Source organism: Brucella sp. JSBI001 (genome assembly GCF_026014005.1).
GTDB lineage: Bacteria > Pseudomonadota > Alphaproteobacteria > Rhizobiales > Rhizobiaceae > Brucella > Brucella anthropi.
The window spans coordinates 3,641,571-3,660,604 of the sequence record NZ_CP110339.1 but is presented as its reverse complement, the minus strand read 5'-3'; the positions used below and the strand labels follow the sequence as shown (position 1 = coordinate 3,660,604).

Here is a 19,034-nt window from a genome sequence, read left to right as displayed (position 1 = left end):
CTTTCAACAGGAGGTTTCGCGTCAGGATAAGAATCTTCCGTTGAAATAAAGTTATCGTTTGGGGCGGGTGAGCCTAAGAAAATATCGCGGGCGATGTATTTATGCGTTGACGACGCCAAATCCGGCTATTAGTGTCCGCCACCATGAACACGATTATTATTCTTGTGGTACGGGCGCGCATGGGCAGGATGGTGTAACCATCCGGCGAAAGCTCCCATGCGCGAAAGACAGGCTCCCTCGGGGGCCTTTTTTATTATCCAAATCAGAAATGAAATGCAGACGACGGGAAGAGAACAATGACTGCAGGTAAACGTGAGGCGGACGCAAACGCCGCAGAAACGCAGGAAGCAAGCAATCCACGCGAAATGACCGGCGCAGAAATGGTCATTCAGGCTTTGATCGATCAGGGTGTGGAGAGCATCTTCGGTTATCCCGGCGGCGCTGTGCTTCCGATCTATGACGAACTGTTCCAGCAGGACAAGGTTCAGCACGTTCTGGTCCGACACGAGCAGGGCGCAGGACACGCTGCGGAAGGCTACGCGCGTTCGACCGGAAAAGTTGGTGTGATGCTTGTTACCTCCGGTCCGGGTGCGACCAATGCCGTTACGCCGCTGCAGGATGCCCTGATGGACTCCATTCCGCTGGTTTGCATTTCCGGTCAGGTTCCGACAACGCTGATCGGCTCCGATGCGTTTCAGGAATGCGATACGATCGGTATCACGCGCCCCTGCACCAAGCACAACTGGCTGGTGAAGGACGTCAACGATCTGGCACGCATCCTGCACGAAGCCTTTCATGTCGCTTCCACCGGTCGTCCCGGTCCCGTTGTGGTCGACATTCCTAAGGATATCCAGTTCGCCAAGGGTATTTACACGCCGCCGGAAACCGCGCCGCGCACCAGCTACCGTCCGGTTCTCGACGGCAAGGCGCAGGCAATTTCGGACGCCGTTCGTCTGCTCGTCAATGCAAAGAAGCCCGTCATCTATTCTGGCGGCGGTGTGATCAATTCCGGCCCGGCAGCTTCCCGTCTGCTGCGCGAGCTGGTTGAGATCAGCAATTTCCCGATCACATCCACGCTGATGGGGCTGGGCGCCTATCCGGCCTCCGGCAAGAACTGGCTCGGCATGCTCGGTATGCATGGCACTTACGAAGCCAACATGACCATGCATGACTGCGATGTCATGCTGTGCGTCGGTGCCCGTTTCGATGACCGTATTACCGGACGTCTGAACGCATTTTCTCCGAACTCGAAGAAAATTCATATCGATATCGACCCATCCTCCATCAACAAAAGCGTTCGCGTTGATGTTCCGATCATCGGCGATGTTGCGCATGTTCTGGAAGATATTGTTCGGCAGTTCCGTGCCTCTGACAAGAAGCCGGAAAAGCAGGCAATCGGTGCCTGGTGGGAACAGATCGATCGCTGGCGTGCCCGCAATTCACTCGCCTATGCGCCGAACAAGGACGTCATCATGCCGCAGTATGCAATTCAGCGGCTTTATGAACTGACCAAGGATCGGAAGACTTACATCACCACGGAAGTTGGTCAGCACCAGATGTGGGCTGCGCAATTCTATGGCTTCGAGGAACCGAACCGCTGGCTGACCTCTGGTGGCCTCGGCACCATGGGTTACGGACTGCCGGCAGCGCTCGGAGTACAGATCGCACACCCTGATGCACTGGTTATCGATATCGCGGGCGATGCCTCGATCCAGATGTGCATTCAGGAAATGTCGGCTGCCATCCAGCACAATGCGCCAATCAAGATATTCATCCTGAATAACCAGTATATGGGCATGGTGCGCCAGTGGCAGCAGCTCCTGCATGGCAATCGCCTGTCGCACTCATATACCGAGGCGATGCCGGATTTCGTGAAGCTGGCTGAAGCCTATGGCGCACATGGTATCCGTTGTGACAAGCCGGGCAACCTCGATGCCGCCATTCAGGAAATGATCGACATCGACAAGCCGGTTATTTTCGATTGCCGCGTGGCAAATCTCGCCAACTGCTTCCCAATGATCCCATCGGGTAAGGCGCATAACGAAATGTTGTTGCCGGATGAAGCAACGGATGAAGCTGTCGCCAACGCCATCGATGCCAAGGGCCGCGCGCTCGTCTGATCCGGAGGAAAGAAATCATGAATGCACAGAACCTAGCTTCCGGATCGGCCTATTTCATTGCAGCCGAAACGCAAACGCCGGAAACGCATACGCTTGCGGTACTCGTCGACAATGAGCCGGGTGTCCTTGCCCGTGTGATCGGTCTTTTCTCCGGACGTGGCTACAATATTGAAAGCCTGACGGTTTCGGAAACCGAGCATGAAAAGCACCTGTCGCGCATTACGATCGTGACGCGCGGCACGCCGCACGTGCTTGACCAGATCCGCCACCAGCTGGCCCGGATTGTTCCGGTTCACCGCGTCGTTGATCTCAGCCATCGCGCCTCTGAGCTTGGCCACGACCGTCCGGTTGAACGCGAACTGGCACTGGTGAAGGTTGCCGGCAAAGGCGAGGCGAGGGCGGAAACGCTTCGTCTTGCCGACGCATTCAAGGCCAAGGTGGTTGACGCGACGACAGATCACTTCATCCTGGAGATCACCGGGAAGACTGCCAAGATTGATCAGTTCATCTCGATCATGAAGCCACTCGGACTGGTTGAGACCTGCCGTACGGGTGTTGCAGCCATGAACCGTGGCCCGGAAGGCATGTAAAAGCTTTCAACTGAAATCGATACAATATGTTTGAAAACCGGCACAATGTTTCGATTGTGCCGGTTTTTTATTGAGCTAATTTGTCCCCATAAATTGGGGCCGTCCTATGTCTGTTGAAATTTTTCTGGCGCTTCTTGTCTTCGCCTTCGTGTCGTCCGTTACGCCGGGGCCAAATAATCTCATGCTTCTGGCATCAGGCGTAAATTTTGGTTTCCGTCGAACGATCCCGCATATGCTGGGAATCGGTGTGGGCTTCTTCGTGTTGCTGCTTGCGATCGGCTTCGGGCTCGGCGCTTTGATCGAAACGGTGCCGTCATTCTATGCCGCGCTGAAATTCGCTGGTGGCGCCTATATGCTTTACCTTGCCTGGAAGATTGCTATGTCGCGTTCCATCGGAGAGGCAAAGCATCGAGATAAAGCTGAGCCAATGACTTTCTTGCAGGCAGCGGCATTCCAATGGGTCAATCCGAAAGCCTGGGTAATGGCGATCACGGGAATTGCCACCTATGCCAATCACGACAACTATTATGTCGCCGTGCTCCTGGTCAGCTCCGCCTTCGCGATTGTGAATTTGCCGAGCGTTTCGGTCTGGGCAGGGTTTGGCACATTGCTGCGCAACTGGCTTTCCGATCCTGTTCGATTGAAATGGTTCAACCTTATCATGGCCCTGCTGCTCGTTCTGAGCCTATGGCCGATGCTGAAATAGAGAATGAAGAGGCGAATGATGAACCAGCTTCCAACTTATGATGATGTTATTTCGGCCGCAAAGCAGATCGAAGGATACGCGCACCATACGCCGGTGTTCACGTCGTCAACTATCGACCGCGAAACCGGCGCTCAGTTCTTTTTCAAATGCGAGAACTTCCAGCGCATCGGTGCCTTCAAATTTCGTGGTGCTTTCAATGCTCTGTCGCGGTTTACGGATGAGCAAAAAGCGCGAGGTGTGCTGGCTTTTTCGTCCGGTAATCACGCGCAGGCGATCGCGCTTGCGGCAAAACTGCTCGGTATTGGCGCGACCATCATCATGCCTGAGGATGCGCCGCGCGCGAAACTTGATGCAACGCGAGGCTATGGCGCGAAGGTTGTTACCTATAACCGTTATGAAGAAGACCGCGATGTGCTTTCGAAGCGCCTGGCCGAAGAGGGTGGGCTGACCCTCATTCCGCCATTCAATCATCCTGATATAATTGCGGGGCAGGGAACTGCGGCAAAGGAATTGATTGAGGAAACCGGTCCCTTTGATGCCCTGTTTGTCTGTCTTGGCGGTGGTGGCCTGTTGGCCGGTTCAGCGCTAGCGGCAAAAGCCTTGTCGCCGGAATGCGACGTCTACGGTGTCGAGCCGATGGCCGGAAATGATGGCCAGCAGTCGCTCCGCTCCGGCAAGATTGTGCACATCGACGTGCCGAAGACCTTGGCGGACGGCGCCCAGACGCAAGCTCTTGGCGACATGACCTTTGCCATCATCCGCGAAACTGTTCGTGATATTCTGGCCGTTAGCGACGATGAACTGGTTGACGGCATGAAATTCTTCGCCAGCCGGATGAAAATGGTGGTCGAACCGACAGGCTGTCTCGCTTTTGCTGGCGCACGACAGATGGCGTCGAAGCTGCAAGGTAAGCGTGTAGGGGTGATCGCCAGTGGTGGCAATGTCGATCTCGACAGATTTGCAGCACTGGTGAGCAAAACCGTTTGATCACGGTTTGATCTTGTTTTCGGGCGGCGAATCCTGTCTGAAAGGATCATGCAGTTTTCACCGGAACAGGATCAGGCGCTGAAGGCCGTCGGGCAGTGGCTCAAAGACGGCCGCAGCCCTATTTTCAGATTGTTCGGCTATGCGGGTACGGGCAAGACGACGCTCGCCCGCTATTTTGCCGAGCATGTGGATGGCGATGTGCAGTTTGCGGCCTTTACCGGCAAGGCGGCACAGGTGCTGCGCTCGAAAGGCGCTAGCAACGCACGCACGCTTCATTCGCTGATCTATCGCCCACGTGGCGAAGAAGCGATTGAGGACGAAACGACTGGCAAGACTTCCATCGCGCCGACCTTCTCGCTTAACCGGCAGAGCCCTGTCGCCAAAGCCGCGATGATCGTCGTGGACGAATGTTCCATGGTCGATGAGGCGCTGGGGCGGGATTTGATGAGTTTCGGCACGCCCATCCTCGTTCTTGGCGATCCGGGGCAGTTGCCGCCGATTTCCGGCGGCGGCTTTTTTACGGAACACGAGCCGGATTATCTTCTGACCGAGATTCATCGTCAGGCGCAGGACAATCCGATCATCCGTATGGCGCTTGATGTGCGGGAAGGGCGTGAACTTCCTTATGGTGACCATGGCGCTGCAAAGGTTATCGGAAAAGGCGACGTCAATCAGGAGATGGTGTTAGCCGCCGATCAGGTGCTCGTCGGTACCAACCGGACGCGCCGCCGCTATAACCAGCGCCTTCGGGAGCTAAAAGGCTTTACTGCTGATTACCCGCAGGCTGGCGACAAACTGGTTTGCCTGCGCAACGATCCTGCCAAGGGACTTCTCAACGGATCGCTCTGGAAGGTGATGACATCGTCCAAGGAAACGGTGAAGCCCGGTATCAATCTGCTGGTTACACCTGAGGATGATGATCGCGGTGTGGCGAAGATCAAGCTGCTGAAGGCGCAGTTCGAAGACCCCGACAGTGAAATTCCGTGGCAGACCAAAAAACGCTACGACGATTTCGATTACGGTTATGCTTTAACTGTGCACAAGGCACAGGGCTCCCAATGGGATGAAGTCGTGCTCTTCGATGAAAGTTTTGCGTTTCGCGATACGCGTGAGCGGTGGCTTTATACGGCGATCACGCGGGCTGCCGAACGTTTGACCATTGTAAAATAATTATTCGTCTGTCGGTCGGGCACTCAGCCATTCCCAGGCCTCGTTTTCTTCGTCGGCTTCGAAAGCGCGAAGCTCTATGGACAGGAAAGGCTGCATGAGGGTTATGCTGGCTTGTATCCACAAGGGGCCACCGACGATTGCATAATGTCGGAGCTTTTTCAGGGATTTGGAGCGCATGGACAGCATGCTTTCCGAGAACGCAGCCGTCCAGTCGAAACCTTCATATCCGGTGAGGCGGATCAGGAGGTCAATTTCTTCATGCGTTTCGTAAGCTGCGTCGAGAAGCCCGTAGAGGTTCTCCAATGACGCATCGTCGAGATGTCCTTCAATTGCAAAAGCAAAAACGTCTTCCCGGTTTGTTGGAATGCGGCGAATGACGGGTATGTCCTCATTTCGCATCATAGACCTCCATCATTGATCAGATTTAAACGTCGAAGCGGGGGCAAAGGTTGCGGACAGTCTCCAAATTGATGCGAACTGGAAAAACTATGCAAACCCAGTTTGTTGCAGGCAGATTTCATGGTTGGGGATTGCGGCTGCGGTGCGACGGCAAAGCACTCACATTTTTTCGTGGCAGGCGTTATAAAGCGGGATATCTATCCGGGAGTCTCCAATGCCTGCGAAATTATCGGTCAATCTCAACGCTGTTGCGATGCTGCGAAATCGGCGTGATTTGCCTTGGCCAAGCGTTACCGGTCTGGGCCGCGCTGCGCTTGCAGCAGGCGCTGCGGGATTGACAGTGCATCCGCGTCCCGATCAGCGTCACATCCGGTTTTCCGATCTGGGTGATATACGCGCTTTGATCGATGACGAGTTTCCGCAGGCGGAGTTCAATATCGAAGGTTTTCCAAGCGAAGCATTTCTCGATCTGGTGGAGAAACATCAGCCTGAGCAGGTGACGCTCGTTCCTGATGATCCAACACAGGCGACCTCGGATCATGGATGGGATTTCGTGTCGAAATCTGACTTTCTGGCTCCTATCGTGGCCCGTTTGAAAGTAGGCGGAATGCGGGTGTCATTGTTCGCCGACCCCGATCCGCTTGGATACGAACGCGCAGCTGCTATCGGTGTGGACCGTGTGGAGCTCTATACCGGCCCTTATGGTGCGACCTATGATGACCGGGCAGCCGCAATACGTGAACTGGATCGACTGGAAAAGGCTGCAAATGCCGCTACGGCGCTAGGCCTCGATATCAATGCGGGGCATGATCTTACAGTAGACAACCTGCCGGCGCTGGTAAAACGTATCCCTCAGTTGAGTGAAGTTTCCATTGGACATGGATTGACCGCCGATGCACTCATGTATGGAATGCCGGTAACTGTAAGCCGCTATATTGCGGCATTGGCATAAGATGTTAGTCAATGCGCTTGGTGCATGGCTCGGGTTGAAGCTTTGCAAAAAGCGCATTTGCATTCGGGTGAGACAAGCTTTAGGCGTCCGCCACTATTCAGATGCGTTGGGGGACGCGGGATCGTATGAGGGAAGCATTGAAGCAGTTTTCCGACGTCTGCTTTCTGCGCCGAGGCAGTTCTATTGCGGTTGCGTTTGGACGAATTGCTACGTTCAATCGATACCATGCTTATGATTAAAGCTGATTTGGGCAACGGTGCGGCGGCGATGCGGCAATTCGCAACTTTTTGCGAATACACTCATTATCTGAAATCGATCTCCAGTAACTCCAGCCAGAATCTTTTCAGGAAGTTGCGAGGTGCCTGCATATGAGCGGCGAGCTAAATGGCAATGACACGCCCACACAGGCCGCTATGCCTGCCGTTGGTGTTCCTGAAAGCGTCGCTTTTGCTGAAGATGCCGAACAGCACAATGAGAGCATGAAAACGCTGGTGCTTGGGGCGCTGGGCGTTGTCTACGGTGACATCGGCACCAGCCCCATCTATGCTTTTCGTGAAGCCCTTCATGCGGCGGCGAGCGATGGCATTCTCGCCCGCAGTGACATTCTGGGCGTTGTTTCTCTGATCTTCTGGGCCCTGACGCTGGTTGTGACCATCAAGTATGTGCTGTTTGTTCTGCGCGCTGATAACAACGGTGAAGGTGGCATTCTTTCGCTGATGGCTCTTGTCAGAGGTGCGTTGAAAGGCCGGCCTGACCTTATCTTGGGGGTAGGCATCTGCGGTGCGGCGCTGTTCTTCGGCGACGCGGTCATCACGCCCGCAATCTCCGTTCTATCGGCGATGGAAGGTCTTGAGATTGTCGCTCCTGATCTTACTCCGTTCGTCGTTCCCATAACTGTCGTTATTCTTGTGACGCTGTTTTCGGTGCAGAAACTCGGCACTGGCAAGGTGGCCATCGTCTTCGGACCGATTATGGCATTGTGGTTTTTGGCGCTGGGTGCGTCGGGTCTCTGGCATATTTTCGATGATCCTACGGTGATGGTGGCGCTGAATCCCTATTATGCTGTACGCTTTCTGATGATCAGCCCGGGCATTGCCTTTATCACGGTTGGTGCCGTGTTCCTCGCAATGACCGGTGCCGAAGCTCTTTACGCCGATCTCGGTCATTTTGGACGCAAGCCAATCGTTCGCGCATGGCTTTGGATCGTGTTCCCATGCCTTCTGCTCAACTATTTTGGACAGGCAGCCTTCATCCTTTCACATGGCGAAGCCGCTGCATTGCCATTCTTCCAGATGATGCCGAGCTTCGCGCTGTTGCCCATGGTCCTGCTGGCAACTGCAGCGACTGTTATCGCTAGCCAGGCAGTTATTACGGGCGCTTATTCGGTGGCACGTCAGGCCGTTCAGCTCAACATTCTGCCGCGCCTTGAAATCCAGCACACCTCGGAAAAGCTGCACGGCCAGATTTATATTCCGCGCGTCAACCTGCTTCTGGGGCTGGCGGTGGTTATTCTGGTGCTCGGATTCGAGAAGTCCAGCAATCTGGCCGCTGCATATGGCATTGCAGTTACCGGCAACATGCTGGTCACGACGGTCCTTCTCTATATCGTGATGACACGCATCTGGAATTGGCGCGTGAGCCGCGCCCTGCCGATTATTGTTGGCTTCCTGATCATCGATATTATGTTCTTCGGTGCAAATATCATCAAAGTCCATGAGGGTGGTTGGGCTTCGATTGGTATTGCCGCGATACTTGTTCTCATCATGTGGACCTGGGTGCGCGGAACGCGGCATCTCTTTAACAAGACCCGCAAGGCCGAAGTTCCACTGGATCTGATCGTCCAACAAATGACCAAACGTCCGCCGACCATCGTGCCGGGCACGGCTGTGTTTCTGACGGGCGACCCTAAAAGCGCTCCCACTGCGCTCATGCACAGCTTGAAGCACTATAAGGTTTTGCACGAGAATAACGTCATACTGACGGTTGTGACGGCATCGAAGCCGTGGGTTTCAAGTGCCGACCGCGCGCGTGTATCCCAATATAACGAGCGCTTCATGCAGGTGACGCTTACCTTCGGCTATATGCAGCAACCGAATATTCCACGAGCGCTCGGCATCTGTCGAAAGCTTGGCTGGAAATTCGATATCATGACGACGTCGTTCTTCCTGTCGCGCCGCTCGCTCAAGGCGTCGGCTCATTCCGGCTTGCCGCTATGGCAGGACAAGCTGTTTATCCTGCTTGCCCGAACGGCATCGGACGCGACCGAATATTTCCAGATTCCCACCGGTCGTGTTGTGGAAATTGGAACGCAGGTGAATCTGTAACTCATCTGAATTGATAGTTTTAAAGAGCGCTTTTCCGGTTTTGGGGAGGCGCTTTTTTGCATTTGTTGTCGATGAAAATTAATCCCGCTTTAGGCGACCGTAATTTTTGAAAACATGCTTGACCGCTGAAGAAACAGTAATTATGAATTGGGAACCGTACCGTACGGTACAAGGTGGAGGAAAAGACCCGTGACTGATACCAGCGACGAAATGCAGGCTCAAAAGCAGCAGGCTCTTTCGCCGCGTCAGAACGATGTTCTGGAGCAGGCGTTGCGCCTTCTAGTGGAAGGCGGGGACCGCGCTTTGACGACGGCAAGTATTGCTCGTGCCGCCAACTGCTCGAAAGAAAGCCTCTATAAATGGTTTGGCGATCGCGACGGTCTGTTGACGGCAATGGTTCGCTGGCAGGCATCGAAAGTTCGCGTCGTTCCGCTGACCCGTGAAAAGCTGGATGCGGAATCTCTTTTTTCGAGCCTGGAACATTTCGCGCGCGACTGGCTGCTGGTGCTGTCGGGAAAAACCTCCATTGCCCTGAACCGGCTGGCGGTCAGCCATGCGGCGTCCGGCAAGTCCACATTAGGTGATATCGTGCTGGCCAACGGTCCTGTGGCCATGGCCAAGCGCCTCAAGCCCATTCTCCATATGGGGCAGGAGGCACGTTTGCTGGCCTTCGACGATATCGATGAGGCATTTCGCACGTTTTTCGGGCTTGTCGTCCGGGACATGCAAATACGGTTGCTGCTTGGCGACCATCTCGAACTGACTGACGACGTGGTCATCCGGGACGCCCGGCGCGCCACCAAGCAGTTTTTCGCCCTCTATGGGGCCTAATCACATCGGTGGACGCAAGGAAGCCGAAGAACAATCTGAACGAAGGGAATAAGGAAATGCGCGTTTACTACGATCGGGATGCAGACGTTAACCTGATCAAGTCGAAGAAGGTGGTTATCGTCGGTTATGGCAGCCAGGGCCGCGCCCACGCGCTGAACCTCAAAGACTCCGGTGCCGCTAACGTGCGTGTGGCCCTTCGTGAAGGTTCTGCGACCGCGAAGAAGGCACAGGCTGACGGCTTCGAGGTGATGAATGTTGCTGACGCCGCCAAGTGGGCCGATCTCATGATGATGGCAACGCCTGACGAATTACAGGCTGACATCTACAAGGAACACATTCACGACAATCTCCGTGATGGCGCGGCAATCGCTTTCGCTCATGGTCTCAACGTGCATTTTGGCCTCATCGAGCCGAAGAAGTCGGTTGACGTCGTCATGATCGCACCGAAGGGCCCAGGCCATACGGTGCGCGGCGAATACCAGAAGGGCGGCGGCGTTCCTTGCCTCATCGCCATTCATCAGGATGCCTCGGGCAATGCTCATGATCTGGCTCTCTCCTACGCTTCGGGCGTTGGCGGCGGTCGTTCAGGCGTCATCGAAACTACCTTCAAGGAAGAGTGCGAAACCGATCTGTTCGGCGAGCAGGCTGTTCTCTGCGGCGGCGTGGTTGAGTTGATCCGCACCGGTTTCGAGGTTCTCGTTGAAGCTGGCTACGCGCCGGAAATGGCTTACTTCGAGTGCCTGCACGAAATGAAGCTGATCGTGGACCTGATCTACGAAGGCGGCATCGCCAACATGAACTACTCGATCTCGAACACTGCAGAGTGGGGCGAATACGTCACTGGTCCGCGCATCATCACCGCCGAAACCAAGGAAGAAATGAAGCGTGTTCTGAAAGACATTCAGACCGGCAAGTTCACTTCCGATTGGATGCAGGAATATCGCGCAGGTGCTGCTCGCTTCAAGGGCATCCGTCGCAACAACGATAGCCACCAGATCGAAGAAGTTGGCGAAAAGCTCCGCGGCATGATGCCATGGATCGCAGCGAACAAGCTTGTCGACAAGGCTCGCAACTAAAATCGGCGGGGTTCAGGTTCTGGCCGTCTGCAAATGACATGGGCGCCAGAACCAGAATGCCATCTGGTTTTCGGCCTCGATGAAGGTCGAAAAGAGGGGGCGCTTCTTGCGCCCCCTTCGTAGTTGGCACTCTATGGCCGGGTTGATCGTCAACGTAAGGCGAACGAAAAGAACCCAAATTCTGTGCCAGATTTTTCGTTTCGTGCACTTTGAGGCCCAAAACAATTCCGAATATCTTTATTCCATAGAAGCATGGGAAAAGCTGTTCTCGCTTGCCGAAAAGTGCGCTAGAGCTTCACATCCAATAGCCAAGTTTTGAGGAGACTTAGCTATTACAAGTTCCGTAAAATGTACGGATAGTCTAATTGAGGAGATTTCCCGTGTTGGACTGGGAAAATGTATTTGCAACGCGCTCGAAACGTATGCGCGCATCGGAAATCCGCGAACTGCTGAAGCTTCTGGAACGCCCAGATATTATTTCGTTTGCGGGCGGAATTCCTGATCCGGCTCTTTTCCCGCACGAAGAATTCCAGGCAGCCTATAAGGACATTCTTACGGGTCCAGAAGCCAACGCAGCGCTGCAATATTCCGTTTCGGAAGGCTACAAGCCGCTGCGCACCTGGTTGGTCGGAGAACTTGCCAAGATTGGCATTCCCTGCACGGAAGACAATGTGTTCATCACATCGGGTTCGCAGCAGGCTCTCGATTATCTGGGCAAGCTGTTTTTGTCGCCCGCCGACACAGCACTGGTGACCGCACCGACCTATCTTGGCGCGCTGCAGGCTTTCAACGCTTACGAGCCCAATTACGATATGCTGGCGATCAACGGCAACCGCACGCCGGAATCCTATGCAGAGGCTGCCAAGAAAGCCGGCGGTCAGGTCAAGTTCGCTTATCTGTCTGCCGATTTCAGCAACCCGACAGGGGAAACCGTCGATCTTGCCGGTCGTGAGAAACTGCTCGCACAGGCTGATGAGCTCGATATTCCGGTTATCGAAGATGCGGCTTACCAGTATCTTCGCTACAATGGCGATGCGATTTCGCCAATTCTGGCGTTGGACATTGCCCGCAATGGCAGTGACATCGAGAAGACCCGCACCATCTATTGCGGTTCCTTCTCCAAGACGCTGGCTCCGGGTTTGCGTGTCGGCTATGTGGTTGCGTCGAAGCCAGTCATTCGTAAGCTTGTTCTCATGAAGCAGGCTGCGGACCTTCATTCGTCCACGATCAACCAGATCGCTATTCAGCGTGTTGCGAGCAGCGGCTTTGGTACTCAGGTCGCGAAGCTGCACAAGGTTTATAAGCACCGTCGCGACAAGATGCTCGAAGCGCTGGCGAAATATATGCCTGAAACCACAAGCTGGACGAAGCCTGAAGGCGGTATGTTCATCTGGGTCACGCTGCCGGAAGGCATGGATGGCGCAGCGCTACTTGCTGCATCCATTGATAGCGAGAAAGTGGCGTTTGTTCCCGGGCGGGCATTTTTTGCTGATGGCAGCGGTGCCAACACGCTGCGCCTCAGCTATTCATGCGCCAACGATGAGATGATCGATGAAGGCATCAAGCGCCTTGGTCGTTTGATACGTGCTCATACGAAATCCGCTGCCGCCTAGGTTGGTGGAAATAAAAAAGCCGGGTTCAGACCCGGCTTTTTTCTTACTGGAATGGCGAATTGCAGCCTGTCCTGGGACCAGCCAACGGCTGGAATGTATTGTCGGATGTTCGGTAACTGCGATACCGATTTGAACACCACTGGATATGATTGCTGCTGGGGCGCGCGCCTGCGGTCGGTGGCTGCATCGTGCGTCGATATTGCAGAGTATCGCCGTTCTTGTAGTTTAATACGCCATGTTCGGTGATATAAGTTCCACTTTCCCGGCAAAGCGTTGAACCGTAGCAGTTGCGAGCGCTCGGATCTGTGCGATTGGCACCCGCCTGACCGCCGATAATCAACGGTCCGCTCGGTTTCAGCGAGGGAAGATATTGGCTGTTACGCAGTTCGACGGCTGAACCCACACTTGCAATGCCTGCAACGAATAGCCCTGTCAGTATCGTCAGGCGCACAATTTTTCGCATCGTTTCAGCTCGCTTTAATCATCGTTCTCCCGATATATGGGTATACTTTATATCCAAGTCACCGCTTCGGCAGAAATTTATTGGTTTCGGAAATCATCCTCTTGCCAATCGCCCAGCAAGCAGAGAGATTGCGAAGACATGTTTACCATAGCTACTTTCAATGTCGAAAATCTGATGCGCCGGTTTGATTTTTCCGGCTTTCGCAATGAATTGCATCAGGATCGCACCCTGCAATTGTTCGAGATCAACGATGAGGCGCAGTATCGCCTTCTTGAGCAGGCGCGCGCTGTGGCGCACGCAGACGACACACGCCAGATGACGGCTCTGGCGATTGCCGAAACGCGGGCTGATATTCTCTGCCTGCAAGAGGTGGATAATCTGGCGGCGTTGAATGCGTTTGAATATGGCTATCTTTTCAAGATGATAGGCCACGGTTTCCGACATAAATATCTCATAGATGGCAATGACAGCCGCGGCATAGATGTTGCCGTTATGATGCGCGACACGACACGGGACGGACAGCCCATCGAAGTCGACGAAGTCACCAGCTATGCTTATGTAACCTATAATGATTTTGGCCTCTACGAGCCCGTACTTGGGGAACTTGGGCTGGAACCCCATGACCGAATCTTCAAGCGGGATTGCCTGAATGTGGATATCCGCATTGCCGGGAAGCCCATATCGCTCTTCGTTACGCATCTGAAATCGATGACGGGCGCGCGCAACGGATTTGACGGACGGACAGCATCTCTGCCGGTGCGACGCGCAGAGGCGCGCGCCATGCGCCGTATCATCGAAGATAAGTTCGGACCATCCAATGTTGCAGATCGCCGCTGGCTGATTTGTGGTGATTTCAATGATTATCGTGAGCGGATCATTATCGGGGGCGATGAATGGAACGGCTATCAGTTCACGCCAATGGTTGAAGAAGAAAGTGCGTTGGACGTGCTCTTAGCCGACGGGTTTGCGGTCAATCTGGTCGAGCGCCGTCCCGTTATGGACCGCTGGACGCTTTACCATACGCGCGGGCCGCAGGAGCGTCATCTTTGCCAGCTTGATTACATCATGGCATCGCCTTCTTTTGCGAAGAAGAATGAGAAGGCGGTTCCGAATATCATTCGGCGTGGCCAGCCTTGGCGCACGATTTTTCCACCTGATCAGCAGATCGAGCGTTATCCTAGAACAGGTTGGGATCGCCCGAAAGCAAGCGATCATTGTCCGGTTGCAGTGACATTGAACATGGTTTGAGCGATGAAGCAGGTTCGGGAAAATACTGTCCACATTATTGACAGTGCCGATGTCCGGGTACTGCCCGGTCCTTTATCATATACCGTGGATAACCACGAAGCGATTGCTTCGAACTGGACACGTGAGCGGGCAGCCAACCCCACTTTGTTCGATGGCGAATTCTATCTGGCACCACACGCAGAACTGATTGGCGGCATGTTTCAGGCCGGCTTCAAGCGCACCAGTTTTGCAACGCTGATGCACTGGCGGCATGACGTATCGCAGGAACGTCCGTGGCACATTTTCGGTGTCGGTGTGATTGTCTCGAGCGAAGGACATTTGATCGCCGGGCGTATGAGCACACAAAATGCCGGGGCGGGAAGGGTCTATTTTCCGGCAGGCTCAGTGGATGATAATGACATTGTCGATGGAGCTGTCGATTATGACGCCAATCGGCAACGGGAGGTTCGCGAGGAAACGGGTCTTGATCTTCTTGACGCACGTGCGGAGCGACAGATCAATCTTGTGACAGGAAACCGTAGCATCGCGCTTTTCCGCCGTTATTATTTCGATGCACCGTCAACCGATCTGGTATCACGGATTGAACGATATCTTTCTGCGGAGGAAGAACCGGAACTATCAGAGATCATACCAGTGAAGGCAGCTCAAACGATGGGAGACGCAACACCGTCCTATGTGCGAGCATTTGCCGACTGGCATTTCAACAATCTCTAAAGCTTGGCCAGACTTGCAGATGACAGCGGCGCGAAATTGGCTATGCTCGCAGACAATGCGAAGCATGAGACATTGGAGTGAAACCGACCTCGCAGTCGGTTTTGTGTGTAGGTCGAGGGGAGAATAAGGGATGAATGACGCCGCCGTTTCCGGCAGATTCTATGAGGTTTTCGACGTTTTCGCCGACAAGGCTCTGGCTGGAAATCCGCTGGCTGTCGTCCATGATAGCGAAGGTTTGACCGATGCGCGTATGCAGGCCATCGCACGCGAGTTCAATCTTTCCGAAACGGTTTTCATTTTTCCCCCGAACAATCCCGCACATGAAGCGGCGGTGCGTATCTTCACGCCTGATTATGAGCTTCCCTTTGCCGGGCACCCGACAGTAGGGGCTGCCGTGTCGCTGGCTCGCCGTCGTAAAACGGGTGATGAGACCGACAGGCTCGTGGCTCTGGAAGAGAAGGTCGGTATTGTTCGCTGCGGTGTGATATTGGGAGAGAATAGCGCCTTCGCCGAGTTCGATTTGCCCCGCCTGCCAGAGCGAGTTGATGTCAAGGTCGAGAAAGAGGAGGCCGCTGCTGCGATCGGTCTCGGTACACATGAGATCGGATTTGAGAACCATGTGCCTGGCGTCTGGAGCGCGGGTACACCTTATCTGCTCGTGCCGGTTCACAATCTGATTGCCGCAGCAAAAGTGTCCATTGACCCGGTCTATGTGAACGAAAGCCTCCCACACGTCGATGGCCGACCTTTGCCGATTTACGTCTATTGCCGCGAAACGATTTTGTTCGACAGCAATTTCCATGCGCGCATGTTTGTAACGGGGGCGAATGTCTATGAAGATCCGGCTACGGGCTCGGCTGCAGCCGCCTTTGCAGGCATGATCCAGAAGAACGACAAACCTGTTGACGGCAGTTCGCAGTGGTGGATCGAGCAGGGAATGGAGATGGGGCGACCTTCGCGGATCCGTCTCGAACTGGACGTTGCCAAGCAGCAGCTCACAGGAGCGAGGATTGGAGGCACGGCGGTCAAGATCGCGGAAGGGCGTTTGTTCGTCTGATAAATTAGCTCTGCTTGTGTTTTGATTGCAGTCAAAGCTGTAGGCCCGCCCTATGTTAGTTTGTTGGCAGATAAACAAACAACGGAGGCGTGCCATGATGATCAGGGAAATGTCGGAATACGATATCCGGGACATGATACAGCACACCCATCTCGGGCGGCTGGCTTATGTTCTCGAAAATCGCCCGTTTATCGTACCGCTTAGTTTCCGGTTCAGCGGCGGCTCGCTCTATTCTTTTACCACCGATGGGCAGAAGACCGAGGCCCTGCGCAAGAATGATGCAGTTTGTATTCTTTTCGATCATATCGAATCCCGGACAAACTGGCGCACCGTTGTGCTGAACGGTCATTATCGGGAAATCGATGGTGATGACGAAAAAAATGCGATCGTCGCGCTTATGGCTTCGGAACCGACCTGGTGGGAACCGGCATACATAAAGACGGTCGCGAAGGACGGACACGAACGCAAACTTGAACCGATCTTCTTCCGTATCGATATCGAAAGCGCGACGGGTCACCAGACTGGCTGAAAAGGAAGAAGGTCCGATAATTTCGGGCCCTTTCGATGTGGCTTTATTTTACCACTAGAACCGGTGTGTTGCTGCGCGTCAGGACCTCGTAGGTTTGACTGCCAAGAAGCATACCTTTCAGTCCGCGACGACCATGGGAAGCCATGACGATAAGATCGTTGCGCAGTTCTTTAGAAGTTTCGATGATTGATGTCGCCGGATGTGGCGCAACCACATGCAGCGTATGAACTTCGACTTCCGTTTCTGCCGCCAGTTCGCGCGCACGAGCGAGGGATTTATCGGCATACTCGTTCCATTCTTGTTCGAAGCGCTCGATGAAGGCAGGGCTATCAGTCCAGCCGCCAGGAAGCCCCGAAACGGAATAGGGAGCGGTGACAGTCAGCACCGTCGCCTTCGCGCCGACTGTTCGTGCCAGTTTAAATGCGTGGACGAGCCCGCGCTCTGCAAATTCTGACCCATCGGTGGTTACGAGAATATTCTTGTACATGCTGCCCTCGCTGTTGCTTTTCTATCTTTAAGCTACAGCATCGGGCCAAAAATCGGGATCGATTTTTTGGAAAGCACGATGCGTAATTTCAGTAAATTAGAGCGACCTTTGTGCGTCCAAATGGACCCACGGCGCTCTGATGCGTTAAAGAACCATTTCAAACCCTTGCCTGACGAGTTGTTTAGACGGAACGATTTCATGCCCCTCGACTGCGATGCATTTCATGCCAGCTGGATAGCGACAGTTCTCAATCTCGATTGGCCGTCACGCAGTTCGTCCCGTATCGAGGACGATGCCGAACGCATAAAGCGTCAGAAAGAAGAGCTGCTCAGACTTTTCGATGAAGCATCTGAGCATGGTATCAATGCTGTCATCTTTCAGGTTTCGCCGACTGCCGATGCATTTTATCCGTCATCCTATTTGCCGTGGTCGTCCTATCTGACTGGAACTCTCGGTAAAGATCCCGGCTTTGATCCGCTGAAATTTGCAATTCAGGAAGCGCATAAGCGCGGCATAGAACTGCATGCATGGCTTAATCCCTACCGTGTTTCGATGGATACGAAGCCGTCTACCCGCAAGGAATTGCGGAATTCGTCAAACGAGTCGCCAGTCAGTGTTTTCAAGTCCCATCCCGGCTGGGTCGGTGTTTCAGCCGACCGTTACGTCCTTGATCCTGGCATTCCGGCTGTCCGTGAATGGGTGACGAATGTGACGGCAGAGGTCGTCCAGAAATACGATGTCGATGGGATTCAGTTCGATGATTATTTCTACTACGAAACCGCATCGTCGAAACTCGACGACGACAAATCATATGCACGGTTTGGCACACGCTTTTCGAGCAAATACGAATGGCGACGTTACAATACCCATACATTGGTGCGGGAGATTTCGGACAAGATAAAAGCCATCAAACCAAATGTCCGTTTCGGCATCAGCCCGAGTGGCGTTTGGCGCAACGCTGCGGACGATCCCCGCGGTTCTGCAACCCGCGCCGGGAAAACGAACTATGACGGAGATTTTGCCGACACCCGGCGTTGGGTGAAAGAAGGCATGATCGACTATATCGCGCCGCAGATTTACTGGTCCTTTGGCCGCAAGGATGTGTCTTACGGGACGATTGCGAAATGGTGGGCCGATACCGTTCGCGGCACGAAGACCGATCTTTATATTGGTTTGGCACTCTATCGGGCCGGTTCTGGAACCACACTTGAACCCAGTTGGCAGGCGGGCGAGGGCGTGACCGAAATCAAGCGCCAGCTAGAATTCAATGAATCTTTGCCGGAGGTGAAAGGGAGCATTCTCTTTCGTCAGGGTTTCCTCTCCGACCCGAAGCTGAAAGGTGTGTCGAACTATCTGAAAAAGACGTGGGGCAAGTGCAGGCCCCGGAAAAACTAACGGCAAAAAACGACGACGATTTGCGGAATTGTTGTTTGTTTGATTGAAATCAAAGAGCTTCGTTTGAGTGGGTGCTAACCAACAATCGTTGCCGGTTTCCACCAGAGTCGGTGACCCGGGGTGCCGAGGCCCTACTCGAATGGCACCCCGGCTAAATCAATCTGTCGAGCGCATGAGCGCGATCTTTCTGTAACGTCGTCTATCGACAGCCAGCGGGTGCTGTCGGCGTTACTCCCCTCTGTTTCATAAAATCAGCACCCGCGTCTCTAGCAACATTGTTCTATATTTTAGCAGTTCTTGATCCTAATCAAGGCGGGCAACCTTTACTCCGATTAGAGCAGGTCTAACCGGGAGTTTGCGATTCTGGATCGCT

18 protein-coding genes are annotated in these 19,034 nt (G+C 54.1%); 15 read left to right on the top strand and 3 right to left on the bottom strand.

The window, feature by feature from the left end:
* Window positions 1–296 precede the first annotated feature (296 nt).
* From LJ361_RS17355 to LJ361_RS17335, 5 genes are all read left to right on the top strand, one after another.
* Window positions 297–2,120 carry an acetolactate synthase 3 large subunit gene (locus LJ361_RS17355; protein ID WP_012091798.1) on the top strand — a complete coding sequence of 608 codons (1,824 nt, stop codon included), beginning with the start codon at window positions 297–299 and terminating at the stop codon, window positions 2,118–2,120.
* 17 nt (window positions 2,121–2,137) lie between these two features.
* Complete coding sequence (gene ilvN / locus LJ361_RS17350; protein ID WP_010659773.1) at window positions 2,138–2,710, top strand: acetolactate synthase small subunit; 573 nt, start codon at window positions 2,138–2,140, stop codon at window positions 2,708–2,710.
* A 106-nt stretch (window positions 2,711–2,816) separates the two neighbouring features.
* Window positions 2,817–3,416 carry a LysE family translocator gene (locus tag LJ361_RS17345; RefSeq protein ID WP_010659774.1) on the top strand — a complete coding sequence of 200 codons (600 nt, stop codon included), beginning with the start codon at window positions 2,817–2,819 and terminating at the stop codon, window positions 3,414–3,416.
* 18 nt (window positions 3,417–3,434) lie between these two features.
* Window positions 3,435–4,403, top strand: a complete 969-nt coding sequence (locus tag LJ361_RS17340; RefSeq protein WP_264813607.1) for a threo-3-hydroxy-L-aspartate ammonia-lyase — start codon at window positions 3,435–3,437, stop codon at window positions 4,401–4,403.
* Window positions 4,404–4,451: 48 nt separating this feature from the next.
* Window positions 4,452–5,573, top strand: coding sequence for an ATP-dependent DNA helicase (locus LJ361_RS17335; RefSeq protein WP_010659776.1), 1,122 nt, complete (start codon window positions 4,452–4,454; stop codon window positions 5,571–5,573).
* Here LJ361_RS17335 and LJ361_RS17330 read toward each other — a convergent pair whose 3' ends face one another.
* Window positions 5,574–5,972 carry an STAS/SEC14 domain-containing protein gene (locus tag LJ361_RS17330; RefSeq protein ID WP_012091800.1) on the bottom strand — a complete coding sequence of 133 codons (399 nt, stop codon included), beginning with the start codon at window positions 5,970–5,972 and terminating at the stop codon, window positions 5,574–5,576.
* Between the two features lie 214 nt (window positions 5,973–6,186).
* On the opposite strand from LJ361_RS17330, the gene LJ361_RS17325 reads away from it, so the two are divergent.
* The 5 genes from LJ361_RS17325 (at window position 6,187) to LJ361_RS17305 (ending at window position 12,768) form a co-directional block, all read left to right on the top strand.
* Entirely contained in the window at window positions 6,187–6,924 is a 738-nt protein-coding gene (locus LJ361_RS17325; protein WP_010659778.1) for a pyridoxine 5'-phosphate synthase, read from the top strand.
* Between the two features lie 368 nt (window positions 6,925–7,292).
* Entirely contained in the window at window positions 7,293–9,248 is a 1,956-nt protein-coding gene (locus tag LJ361_RS17320) for a potassium transporter Kup (protein ID WP_010659779.1), read from the top strand.
* Window positions 9,249–9,437: 189 nt separating this feature from the next.
* Window positions 9,438–10,079, top strand: a complete 642-nt coding sequence (locus LJ361_RS17315) for a TetR/AcrR family transcriptional regulator (protein ID WP_010659780.1) — start codon at window positions 9,438–9,440, stop codon at window positions 10,077–10,079.
* Window positions 10,080–10,135: 56 nt separating this feature from the next.
* On the top strand, window positions 10,136–11,155 hold the full coding sequence (gene ilvC, locus LJ361_RS17310; protein WP_010659781.1) for a ketol-acid reductoisomerase: 1,020 nt from the start codon (window positions 10,136–10,138) through the stop codon (window positions 11,153–11,155).
* Between the two features lie 380 nt (window positions 11,156–11,535).
* Window positions 11,536–12,768, top strand: a complete 1,233-nt coding sequence (locus tag LJ361_RS17305) for a PLP-dependent aminotransferase family protein (protein WP_010659782.1) — start codon at window positions 11,536–11,538, stop codon at window positions 12,766–12,768.
* Window positions 12,769–12,811: 43 nt separating this feature from the next.
* Here LJ361_RS17305 and LJ361_RS17300 read toward each other — a convergent pair whose 3' ends face one another.
* Window positions 12,812–13,231 carry a BA14K family protein gene (locus LJ361_RS17300; RefSeq protein ID WP_010659783.1) on the bottom strand — a complete coding sequence of 140 codons (420 nt, stop codon included), beginning with the start codon at window positions 13,229–13,231 and terminating at the stop codon, window positions 12,812–12,814.
* A gap of 138 nt (window positions 13,232–13,369) precedes the next feature.
* Here LJ361_RS17300 and LJ361_RS17295 point away from each other — a divergent pair, with 138 nt between their 5' ends.
* The 4 genes from LJ361_RS17295 (at window position 13,370) to LJ361_RS17280 (ending at window position 16,779) form a co-directional block, all read left to right on the top strand.
* Window positions 13,370–14,479, top strand: coding sequence for an endonuclease/exonuclease/phosphatase family protein (locus LJ361_RS17295; RefSeq protein ID WP_010659784.1), 1,110 nt, complete (start codon window positions 13,370–13,372; stop codon window positions 14,477–14,479).
* A gap of 3 nt (window positions 14,480–14,482) precedes the next feature.
* Window positions 14,483–15,193 (top strand): NUDIX domain-containing protein, encoded by a 711-nt coding sequence (locus LJ361_RS17290; protein ID WP_010659785.1) that lies wholly within the window; start codon window positions 14,483–14,485, stop codon window positions 15,191–15,193.
* Window positions 15,194–15,323: 130 nt separating this feature from the next.
* Complete coding sequence (locus LJ361_RS17285; RefSeq protein WP_010659786.1) at window positions 15,324–16,250, top strand: PhzF family phenazine biosynthesis protein; 927 nt, start codon at window positions 15,324–15,326, stop codon at window positions 16,248–16,250.
* Window positions 16,251–16,344: 94 nt separating this feature from the next.
* Entirely contained in the window at window positions 16,345–16,779 is a 435-nt protein-coding gene (locus LJ361_RS17280) for a pyridoxamine 5'-phosphate oxidase family protein (protein WP_010659787.1), read from the top strand.
* A gap of 43 nt (window positions 16,780–16,822) precedes the next feature.
* Here the strand turns inward: LJ361_RS17280 and LJ361_RS17275 are convergent, their stop codons facing one another.
* A complete protein-coding gene (locus LJ361_RS17275) occupies window positions 16,823–17,266 on the bottom strand; it encodes a universal stress protein (protein WP_010659788.1) in 444 nt (147 codons plus the stop codon).
* Window positions 17,267–17,464: 198 nt separating this feature from the next.
* On the opposite strand from LJ361_RS17275, the gene LJ361_RS17270 reads away from it, so the two are divergent.
* Window positions 17,465–18,661 carry a glycoside hydrolase family 10 protein gene (locus LJ361_RS17270; RefSeq protein ID WP_010659789.1) on the top strand — a complete coding sequence of 399 codons (1,197 nt, stop codon included), beginning with the start codon at window positions 17,465–17,467 and terminating at the stop codon, window positions 18,659–18,661.
* The last annotated feature ends 373 nt before the right edge of the window (window positions 18,662–19,034 follow it).

Coding starts and splice junctions, on each gene's coding strand:
- LJ361_RS17355 (WP_012091798.1), top strand. CDS start 297: ATGACTGCAGGTAAACGTGAGGCGGACGCAAACGCCGCAGAAACGCAG.
- ilvN (WP_010659773.1), top strand. CDS start 2,138: ATGAATGCACAGAACCTAGCTTCCGGATCGGCCTATTTCATTGCAGCC.
- LJ361_RS17345 (WP_010659774.1), top strand. CDS start 2,817: ATGTCTGTTGAAATTTTTCTGGCGCTTCTTGTCTTCGCCTTCGTGTCG.
- LJ361_RS17340 (WP_264813607.1), top strand. CDS start 3,435: ATGAACCAGCTTCCAACTTATGATGATGTTATTTCGGCCGCAAAGCAG.
- LJ361_RS17335 (WP_010659776.1), top strand. CDS start 4,452: ATGCAGTTTTCACCGGAACAGGATCAGGCGCTGAAGGCCGTCGGGCAG.
- LJ361_RS17330 (WP_012091800.1), bottom strand. CDS start 5,972: ATGCGAAATGAGGACATACCCGTCATTCGCCGCATTCCAACAAACCGG.
- LJ361_RS17325 (WP_010659778.1), top strand. CDS start 6,187: ATGCCTGCGAAATTATCGGTCAATCTCAACGCTGTTGCGATGCTGCGA.
- LJ361_RS17320 (WP_010659779.1), top strand. CDS start 7,293: ATGAGCGGCGAGCTAAATGGCAATGACACGCCCACACAGGCCGCTATG.
- ilvC (WP_010659781.1), top strand. CDS start 10,136: ATGCGCGTTTACTACGATCGGGATGCAGACGTTAACCTGATCAAGTCG.
- LJ361_RS17300 (WP_010659783.1), bottom strand. CDS start 13,231: ATGCGAAAAATTGTGCGCCTGACGATACTGACAGGGCTATTCGTTGCA.
- LJ361_RS17295 (WP_010659784.1), top strand. CDS start 13,370: ATGTTTACCATAGCTACTTTCAATGTCGAAAATCTGATGCGCCGGTTT.
- LJ361_RS17290 (WP_010659785.1), top strand. CDS start 14,483: ATGAAGCAGGTTCGGGAAAATACTGTCCACATTATTGACAGTGCCGAT.
- LJ361_RS17285 (WP_010659786.1), top strand. CDS start 15,324: ATGAATGACGCCGCCGTTTCCGGCAGATTCTATGAGGTTTTCGACGTT.
- LJ361_RS17280 (WP_010659787.1), top strand. CDS start 16,345: ATGATGATCAGGGAAATGTCGGAATACGATATCCGGGACATGATACAG.
- LJ361_RS17275 (WP_010659788.1), bottom strand. CDS start 17,266: ATGTACAAGAATATTCTCGTAACCACCGATGGGTCAGAATTTGCAGAG.
- LJ361_RS17270 (WP_010659789.1), top strand. CDS start 17,465: ATGCCCCTCGACTGCGATGCATTTCATGCCAGCTGGATAGCGACAGTT.